7 protein-coding genes and 1 pseudogene are annotated in these 8,874 nt (G+C 73.5%); 4 read left to right on the top strand and 4 right to left on the bottom strand.

Annotation, left to right across the window (positions count from 1 at the left end; genetic code table 11):
- Positions 1 to 1,195, top strand: a 1,195-nt coding sequence (locus GTW43_RS06655) for a cytochrome P450 (protein ID WP_161300693.1), incomplete at its 5' end; no start/stop codon positions are given.
- A 54-nt stretch (positions 1,196 to 1,249) separates the two neighbouring features.
- Here GTW43_RS06655 and GTW43_RS06660 read toward each other — a convergent pair.
- The gene (locus GTW43_RS06660; RefSeq protein WP_161300694.1) at positions 1,250 to 2,875 is read right to left on the bottom strand and encodes an ABC transporter permease; all 1,626 of its coding nucleotides are present in this window, start codon (positions 2,873 to 2,875) and stop codon (positions 1,250 to 1,252) included.
- On the bottom strand, positions 2,872 to 3,873 hold the full coding sequence (locus GTW43_RS06665) for an ABC transporter ATP-binding protein (RefSeq protein ID WP_161300695.1): 1,002 nt from the start codon (positions 3,871 to 3,873) through the stop codon (positions 2,872 to 2,874). The genes GTW43_RS06660 and GTW43_RS06665 overlap by 4 nt, the downstream gene beginning before the upstream one ends.
- Before the next feature lie 282 nt (positions 3,874 to 4,155).
- On the opposite strand from GTW43_RS06665, the gene GTW43_RS06670 reads away from it, so the two are divergent.
- Positions 4,156 to 4,563, top strand: coding sequence for a helix-turn-helix domain-containing protein (locus tag GTW43_RS06670; protein WP_237536444.1), 408 nt, complete (start codon positions 4,156 to 4,158; stop codon positions 4,561 to 4,563).
- 182 nt (positions 4,564 to 4,745) lie between these two features.
- Complete coding sequence (locus GTW43_RS06675) at positions 4,746 to 5,189, top strand: MarR family winged helix-turn-helix transcriptional regulator (RefSeq protein ID WP_161300699.1); 444 nt, start codon at positions 4,746 to 4,748, stop codon at positions 5,187 to 5,189.
- Positions 5,190 to 5,469: 280 nt separating this feature from the next.
- On the opposite strand, the gene GTW43_RS06680 is transcribed toward GTW43_RS06675, so the two are convergent.
- The gene (locus GTW43_RS06680; protein WP_202501131.1) at positions 5,470 to 6,339 is read right to left on the bottom strand and encodes a diacylglycerol kinase family protein; all 870 of its coding nucleotides are present in this window, start codon (positions 6,337 to 6,339) and stop codon (positions 5,470 to 5,472) included.
- Positions 6,340 to 6,521: 182 nt separating this feature from the next.
- Between GTW43_RS06680 and GTW43_RS06685 the strand changes: the two genes are divergently transcribed.
- The gene (locus GTW43_RS06685) at positions 6,522 to 7,805 is read left to right on the top strand and encodes an adenylosuccinate synthase (protein ID WP_161300697.1); all 1,284 of its coding nucleotides are present in this window, start codon (positions 6,522 to 6,524) and stop codon (positions 7,803 to 7,805) included.
- Between the two features lie 126 nt (positions 7,806 to 7,931).
- On the opposite strand, the pseudogene GTW43_RS06690 reads toward GTW43_RS06685, so the two are convergent.
- A pseudogene (locus GTW43_RS06690) lies at positions 7,932 to 8,874 on the bottom strand (serine/threonine protein kinase); the annotation flags it as partial.

Below are 8,874 nucleotides of genomic sequence, written 5' to 3' on the forward strand. Positions count from 1 at the left end.
ATTCGACCCCTGGTCCCCGGAGTTCCTGGCCGACCCGTACCCCGCGTACGCGGAACTCCGCGCCGCCGGCCGGGTCCACCACTACGCGCCCACCGGGCAGTACCTGGTGCCGCACCACGGGGACGTCTCCGCGCTGCTGCGCGACCGCCGCCTGGGCCGCACCTATCAGCACCGCTACACGCACGAGGAGTTCGGCCGGACGGCGCCGCCCGCCGCGCACGAGCCGTTCCACACGCTCAACGACCACGGCATGCTCGATCTCGAGCCCCCGGACCACACCCGCATCCGCCGACTGGTGTCCAAGGCGTTCACCCCGCGCACGGTCGAGCGGCTGCGGCCGTACGTGGAGAAGCTGGCCGACGAGCTGGTCGGCGCTCTCGTCGCGGAGGGCGGCGGCGACCTGCTGACCGCGGTCGCGGAGCCCCTGCCGGTGGCCGTCATCGCCGAGATGCTCGGCATCCCCGCGTCCGACCGCCCGCTGCTGCGCCCCTGGTCGGCGGCGATCTGCGGGATGTACGAGCTGAATCCGCCGGAGGAGACGGCGCGGGCGGCGGTGCGGGCGTCCGTCGAGTTCACCGCGTACCTGGACGAGCTGATCGCCGTCCGTCGCAGGGACCCGGGCGAGGACCTGATCTCGGGGCTCATCGCCGCCCACGACGAGGGCGACCGGCTCACCGGGCAGGAGCTGGTCTCCACGTGTGTGCTGCTGCTCAACGCCGGTCACGAGGCCACGGTCAACGCGACGGTGAACGGCTGGTGGGCGCTCTTCCGGCACCCCGACCGGCTGGCAGGACTGCGCGCCGACCACTCCCTGGTCCCGTCCGCGGTCGAGGAACTGCTGCGCTACGACACCCCGTTGCAGCTCTTCGAGCGCTGGGTCCTGGACGACATCGAGATCGCCGGCACGATCGTCCCGAAGGGCTCCGAGGTCGCGCTCCTGTTCGGCTCCGCGAACCACGACCCGGCGGTCTTCCCGGACCCGTCCCGACTCGACCTGACCCGTGCGGAGAACCCGCACATCTCCTTCAGTGCGGGCATCCACTACTGCATCGGCGCGCCGCTCGCCCGGGTCGAACTCGCGGCGTCGATGCGGGCGTTGCTGACCCGGGCGCCCGGCCTGCGGGTGGTGTCGGAGCCGTCCCGCAGGCCGAACTTCGTGATGCGGGGTCTGACCGGGCTGCTCGTCGAGGTGTGAACCGTCCCTGACGGAGCTTACGGAGCTTGCTGAGCTCACGGAGCTGACAGAGGGTCAGTTCGACAGGTCCCGGCGGCGCAGCGCCACGAGCCCCGCCCCCGTGAGCAGCGCCGCCAGCGCCACCAGGACGAGCACCGGTGTCCAGGTCATGTCCCCGCCGGGGAGCTTGGGGAGATGGCCGAAGGGGGACAGGTTCATGACCGCCTGCGGCAGCTTCAGGGCCGGGCCGAGCCAGCCGAGGAGCAGCGCCGCACCGGCCGCCGCCCAGCCCGCGGGGGCGGCCTGCGGGGCGATCCCGTACAGCAGTACCGCGATCGAGCCGAGCACCCAGACCGCGGGCAGCTGGACCAGGCAGGCGGCGAGGACGGGGCCGAGGTCGTGCCCGTAGCCGGCGGCCAGGCCGAGTCCGCCGAGCACCAGGATCAGGGCCGCTCCGCCGAACGCGATCACGAGGTGGCCCGCCGCCCAGCGCAGCCGGCCGACCGCGCCGGTCAGGACGGACTCGGCCCGCTGTCCGGTCTCCTCGCCGTGCAGCCGCAGGACCGCCTGGACGACGTAGAGGGAGGCGACCATCCCGAGCATGCCGACCATCGCGGCGAGGAACGCGTCCGTCAGTCCGGACTGGCCGCCCATCCGCTCGATGATCTCCCGGGTGTCGGCGCTGCCGCCGACGAGGTCGGTCGCGCCGTTCGTGACGCCGCCGAGCACGGCGCCGGACGCGAGGAAGGCCAGCGACCAGCCGATGACGCTGCCGCGCTGGAGCCGCAGGGCCAGGCCGCCCGCCGAGCCGAGGCGGCCGCGCGCGGGACCGGGCCGGCTCGGCAGGAAGCTCATGCCCACGTCGCGCCGTCCGGCGAGGGCGTAGGCCGCGGCGCCCTGCGCGAGCACGGCCGCGGCGAACAGCAGGAGCACCCACCAGCGTTCGCCCGCGTAGGCGCGGGTGTTCTCCAGCCAGCCGATCGGGGACAGCCAGGTCAGCACCGACTCGTTCTGGGAGGAGCCCGCGTCGCCGGCCGCCCGCAGGACGAACGCGGCGCCGAGCAGACCGGCGGTGACGCCCCGGGCCAGCCGCGCGCTCTCGGTGAACTGGGCGACGATCGCGGCCGTCGTCGCGAACACCATGCCCGCGCCGCCGGTCGCGAGACCGAGCGCGAGCGCGCCCGCGAAGCCGTCCCCGGCGGTGACCGTCATCCCGGCGGTGATGATCAGGGCGACCGTCGCGTTGGCGATCAGCGCGGTCAGCAGCGCGGCCGTGAGCGGCGCCCGCCGGCCGACCATCGCCGCGGACACCATCTCCTGGCGCCCGCTCTCCTCCTCGTCACGGGTGTGCCGTACGACGAGCAGCAGGCTCATCGCCGCCGCGAACACGGCCGCGTACGCCCCGACGCGCCACACGGTGAGGCCGCCGAGCGAGTCGTCGAGCGCCGGTCCGTAGAGCGCGCGCAGCGAGCTGTTGGTGCGCATCGTCGTCAGCACGCCGGCCCGCTCGGCCTGCGTCCCGTACAGGCCCTGCACGGTCTTCGGCATGGAGACGACGGTCAGCGCCACGACGTACACCCACACCGGCAGCATGACGCGGTCGCGGCGCACGGCGAGTCTCAGCAGGGTGCCGGTACCGGCGAGCGGGGCGCTGCCTCCGGTCCGCGGTGCGCGCCGGGCGGCCGCCGCGACGGCGGTCATCGGGCCGCCTCCGGCGTGCGGGTGCCGTCCGTGCCGTCCCGGCGCCCGTCGTCCCTGTGCCCGTCGGCGCGGTGGCCTTCGTCCCGGTGCCCGTCGTCCTGGTAGTGGCGCAGGAACAGCTCCTCGAGCGTGGGCGGTGTGCTGGTCAGCGAGCGCACACCGGACGCGGTGAGCGTGCGCAGCACGGCGCCGAGCTTGTCGGTGTCGACCTGGAGCCGCACGTGGTGTCCCGGGCCGCCCGCGTCCGCGCGCAGGTCAAGGCCGTGCACGCCGGGCAGGCCGGACAGTCCGTCGGGGGCCTCGGCGAGTTCGGCGGTGACGCTGGTGCGGGTGAGGTGCCGCAGCTGGGCGAGCGAGCCGGTCTCGACGGTGGCGCCCTTGCGGATGATGCTGACCCGGTCGCACAGCTCCTCGACCTCGCTGAGGATGTGGGACGAGAGCAGCACGGTCAGGCCGCGCTCCCGCGCGGCCTCCCGCACGCACGACTGGAACACCTCCTCCATCAGCGGGTCGAGCCCGGAGGTGGGTTCGTCGAGGATGAGCAGGTCGACGTCGGCGGCGGCGAAGGCGGCGACGAGCGCGACCTTCTGCCGGTTGCCCTTGGAGTAGGTGCGGCCCTTCTTGGTCGGGTCGAGCTCGAAGCGTTCGACGAGGTCGGCGCGGCGCCGCTCGTCGAGGCCGCCGCGCAGCCGGCCGTAGAGGTCGATGACCTCGCCGCCGCTGAGGTTGCGCCACAGGGTGACGTCTCCGGGCACGTACGCGACCTTGCGGTGCAGGGCGACGGCGTCGTCCCAGGGGTCGCGGCCGAGCAGCTGCACCGCGCCCGAGTCGGCGCGAAGGAGCCCGAGCAGGACGCGGATGGTGGTGGACTTGCCCGCGCCGTTCGGCCCGAGGAAGCCGTGCACCTCGCCGGCCTCGACGTCGAGGTCGAGGCCGTCCAGGGCCTGGGTCCGGCCGAACGCCTTGTGCAGTCCGGAGACCGTGATTGCCTTCGTCATGATTCCGCCTTCGTCATGATTCTGAACGTACGCGGACTTCACAAATTTGTGAAGTTAAGGAAGCGTATAAACTCGATACGTCAGGCGGGAGCCATCGGGGCAGAGCGCGGCAGGGGAGATGATCGGAACATGGCGACGGAGGCGGGCAGCGGCAGCGCGGCGGACAAGGGTGTGGCGGCTGCGGACGCGGTGGCCGCTGGCGCTGTAGCCGCGGACGCGGACGGCACGGACCTGCGCGCGCGCTTCGTCGAACGGTTCGCGGGCCAGCTCGTGGAGGCCGGCATGCCCCGGATGCCCGCCCGGATCTTCGCCGCGCTGCTAGCCTCCGACTCCGGCGCGCTGACCTCGGCCGAGCTCGGCGAGCGGCTCACGGTGAGCCCCGCCGCAGTCTCCGGCGCGGTGCGCTACCTCACGCAGCAGCACATGGTCACGCGCGAGCGCGAGCCCGGCACCCGCCGCGACCTCTTCCGCGTGCACAGCAACCAGTGGTACGAGGCGCTGGGCAACCGCGACAGCATCCTCAAGCGCTGGGAGGACGCCCTGCGCGAGGGCGTCGAGAGCGTCGGCCCCGGCACCCCGGCCGGCCGGCGCATCGCCGAGACCCTGGCCTTCTTCGAGTTCATGCAGCTGGAGCTGGCCGGGATGATGGACCGCTGGCGCGCGCACCGCAGCACGCTCGGCCTGGACTGACGCCCGGTCCCACCAGGGACGGGCCGCGATTGTGCCGCCCTCCGCCCGCGTGCGCACGATGCCTAGCATGGAGCGGTCGGAGTAGAGGAAGGGCGGCCGAGGTGAGCGAGGCGGCACGACAGGACGCGGCGCCGGACGAAGGATCCGGGAGCGGCACCGGGGCCACGGACCGGGACGCGACGATGCGGCAGCTCGAGTTCGAGACGATGCTGTTCAACCGGCACGCCTACCTCTTCGCGTCCCGCGGCAGAATGACGATCTGGAACCTGGACCGCAGCGCGTACATCCTGCTGACCCGCATCCAGATGGTCGGCCCGATGTCGATCGGGCAGCTCAGCGAGGCGACCGGCCTCGACGCCTCGACCCTCAACCGGCAGACCGCGGCGATGATGCGCCAGGACCTCGTCGAGCGGATCCCCGACCCCGACGGCGGCATCGCCCGCAAGTTCCGGATTACGGCCGAGGGCGAGCAGGCGCTCGGCGGCGACCGGGCACGCAACCTGGGCATCCTCGAGGGCCTGACCGACGACTGGACCGAGGACGAGGCCGCGACGTTCACCGCGTCCCTGCACCGCCTGAACCGCGCCATCGAACGCCTCGACGGCAGACCCTGGCCCCGCCCCTGACCGGTCCTGGTCCCGCTTCTGGCGGGTCTTGGTCCTGCCTCTGTCCGGGTGGCCTGTTCCTGCCCTGTGACCGGTCCTGGTCCCGTCTCTGGCCGATGGCCGGGCCCTGCCTCTGACCGGTCCTTTCCTCGCCCCTGATCCTGTGGCCCGCCGCGCCCTCCGATCGGGCCTGGTCCCTCTCTGGCCGGGTGGCCGGGTCCCGCCCCTGACCAGTCCTTGCCCCGTCCCTGACCGGCCATGGCCCGCCCAGGACCGGGCCCTGGTCCGCTCCTGCCGGTGGCTACGGCAGGGCCAGTGACCAGGCCCCCGCCCGTACCACCCAGGTCCTCCGGCGCACCGGCCCGGACACCACGGCGTCGGCCCGGTAGCGGAAGTCCGCGCCCGACACGGTCACGCTCCGGGCCCCGACCCGCACCGCCTCGCGGCGCGCGCCGCCCCCGGCGCCGAACCGCACCTCGACCCGGGCCAGCCCGTCCCCCGCACCCAGCGACACCGCGTCCACCGGCTCGTCCAGATCCGCCAGCGTCACCCCGTCCGCCTCGATCCGCAGCCGCGCCGCCGCGCCACCGGCGGCCGCGCCCGGCTCCCCGTCGGCCCGCGCCGCGCCGCGCCCCCCGAGCCCCCGCACCAGCGACCGGCACGTGCGCAGGAACGGGCGTGCGGACCCACCCGCCCCCGACAGCGCGGAGGACGGCCCGACCGGCGGGATGTGCAGCTCGCCGAGAACCACCCCGTCGCTGTCGTCGACCAGCAGGTCGAGCCGGCGCTCCGTCCCGTCGAGCGCGGCCCGCGCCGCCGCGACCGGCCCGCTCGGCACCCCCAGCGCGTGCGCGAGCCCCACCGCGCTGCCCACCGGCACCAGCGACAGCACGGCCCCGCCCAGCTCACGCTCCCGGTGCAGGAGCGACACCGCCCGCAGCAGCGCCCGGTCGTCGCCCACGACCACGGGGCGCCGGGCGCCCCGCCTGGCCAGCGCCCGCGCGAACTCCTCCGGCCCCTCCGGCAGGCACACCTTCGCCGTCGCGCCCGCGCTCAGGACGTCCTTCGCGATCCGTACCGACTCCCCGTCCGAACGCCGCGCCGCGGGGTCCACGAGCACCAGAAGCTGCCGCGACAGCGCCTCGCCCACACGGTCCGACGGATGGTCCAAAGCCGCCACCTCGGCTCCGCCTCGCTTCCTCGGGTAGCATCTTGGTGCAAGAGCCCCTTGCGCTATTGCGCCAGGGGCTTCGTCTATTCCGGGGTACCCCAAGGTTCTCGAAGGCTGTGACGCACTTCAGCGGCTGCGGCCTCTGACCTTGGACATGCCCCGCCCGGAAGGGGTGTACGCCTGTGCCCGCACTTGTGCTGCTCGGTGCTCAGTGGGGTGACGAAGGCAAGGGAAAGGCCACCGACCTGCTCGGTGGGTCCGTGGACTACGTGGTGCGCTACCAGGGCGGCAACAACGCCGGCCACACGGTCGTCGTAGGCGACCAGAAGTACGCGCTCCACCTCCTCCCTTCCGGAATCCTCTCCCCGGACTGCACGCCGGTCATCGGTAACGGTGTCGTCGTCGACCCGTCGGTCCTGCTCTCCGAGCTGAGCGGTCTGAACGAGCGCGGCGTCGACACGTCCAAGCTCCTGATCAGCGGCAACGCGCACATCATCACGCCGTACAACGTGACCGTCGACAAGGTGACGGAACGCTTCCTCGGCAAGCGCAAGATCGGCACCACGGGGCGCGGCATCGGCCCGACCTACGCGGACAAGATCAACCGCGTCGGCATCCGCGTCCAGGACCTCTACGACGAGTCGATCCTCACCCAGAAGGTCGAAGCGGCCCTCGAGGGCAAGAACCAGCTCCTCACCAAGGTCTTCAACCGGCGCGCCATCGAGACGCAGCAGGTCGTCGAGGAGCTGCTCGGTTACGCGGACCGGATCAAGGGCTACGTCGCCGACACGACCCTGATCCTGAACAACGCGCTCGACGAGGACAAGGTCGTCCTGTTCGAGGGCGGCCAGGGCACGCTCCTCGACATCGACCACGGCACGTACCCCTTCGTCACCTCGTCGAACCCGACCGCGGGCGGCGCCTGCACCGGTGCCGGCGTGGGCCCGACGAAGATCAGCCGGGTCATCGGCATCCTCAAGGCGTACACGACCCGTGTCGGGGCCGGCCCGTTCCCGACGGAGCTCTTCGACGAGGACGGCGAGGCGCTGCGCCGCATCGGCGGCGAGCGCGGTGTCACCACCGGCCGTGACCGCCGCTGCGGCTGGTTCGACGCCGTCATCGCCCGCTACGCGACCCGCGTGAACGGCCTGACGGACTTCTTCCTCACCAAGCTCGACGTGCTCACGGGCTGGGAGGAGATCCCCGTCTGCGTCGCCTACGAGATCGACGGCAAGCGCGTCGAGGAGCTCCCGTACTCGCAGACCGACTTCCACCACGCGAAGCCGGTCTACGAGACCCTGCCCGGCTGGTCCGAGGACATCACGAAGGCCAAGACCTTCGCGGACCTCCCCAAGAACGCGCAGGCCTACGTGAAGGCGCTCGAGGACATGTCCGGCGCACCGATCTCCGCCATCGGCGTCGGCCCCGGCCGCACCGAGACCATCGAGATCAACTCGTTCCTGTAGGAACCGGCCGGACCGCGCACCCCGGAGCCCCAGTGGCCCCGGGGCCCCGGCGGCCCACTCCGACGCCCCGCTCCGCTCGACCGGACCGGGGCGTCGGTCGTTCCGTCGGCCCTGTCACCAGTCCCGTCAGTCCTGCTTGTCGTAGGTCAGGCTCTGCGTCTTGCCCTCGAGGTCGACCATGACGCGGCGCAGCGCGCCCGAGGGCAGCAGCGTGATCGTGCTGGGCTGTCCGGCCCTGCACGCGTCCGCGGGCTCGGCCACGACCGGGTCCGTCGTGCCGATGCGGAGCGTCGACTCGCTGGCCGAGGTCAGCTCGCCCTGGAAGACGCAGTGGTACGGGTCGCCGTTGCCCTGCGTGCCGTCCGCCGTCATCGACAGGACGGTGTCCCCGGTGGAGCCCTGCTGGATGACGATGCGGCGCGGGTGGTGCCCGCTGCTGTTGTCGATCGAGCCCTCCCACGTGCCCAGGAAACGGGCCGGGATGTCGCCCGCGCCGCCCTGCGGGGAGTCCGAGGGGGACTCGGCCGGGCCGGACGACGCCGGCGGAGCGGACGTCTGCGGGCCCGGGTCGGTCGTCGTGCCGGACTGCTGGGCGGTCGGCGTGGGGTCGCCGCCGCCCCCCTTGCCCTCGGCCGAGCCGTCGTCCTTCATCAGGGCGTACACGGAACCGCCGGCGCCGAGCGCGACGACCAGGGCGACCGCGATCAGCGCCGCGGTCGAGCGGCCCCGGCGCGGGGGATCCTGCTGCGGCGGGCCGAGCGCGACCGCGCCCGGGCCGTAGGGCGGGGTCTGCTGCCACGGCGGCTGGGCTTGCGGAGGTCCCTGCGGATAGCCGTACGCGGCGGGCGGCAGCGCGGCGGGTGCGGGCGCAGGTGCAGGTGCAGGTGCGGGTGCCGGTGACGGTCCGGGCGCCGGGGTCGGAGCCGGGGCCGGGGCCGGTGCCGGCGGGTCCTGGCCGACGATCATCGTCGGAAGGTGGTCCAGCGGGGCCGCGCCCGGCGCGCCCGGCGGCGGCGGGCCGTCCGGCGAACCGGCGGGCGGCGCCGGCGGGAGCGCGGGCGGCAGAGCC

It is taken from the genome of Streptomyces sp. SID5785, from assembly GCF_009870065.1.
Taxonomy (GTDB): domain Bacteria; phylum Actinomycetota; class Actinomycetes; order Streptomycetales; family Streptomycetaceae; genus Streptomyces.

Bases quoted from the DNA above. Each gene is read 5' to 3' on its own strand.
- GTW43_RS06670 (WP_237536444.1), top strand. From the start codon at position 4,156: ATGCCCCGGATGCCCGCCCGGATCTTCGCCGCGCTGCTAGCCTCCGAC.
- GTW43_RS06660 (WP_161300694.1), bottom strand. From the start codon at position 2,875: ATGACCGCCGTCGCGGCGGCCGCCCGGCGCGCACCGCGGACCGGAGGC.
- GTW43_RS06665 (WP_161300695.1), bottom strand. From the start codon at position 3,873: ATGACGAAGGCAATCACGGTCTCCGGACTGCACAAGGCGTTCGGCCGG.
- GTW43_RS06675 (WP_161300699.1), top strand. From the start codon at position 4,746: ATGCGGCAGCTCGAGTTCGAGACGATGCTGTTCAACCGGCACGCCTAC.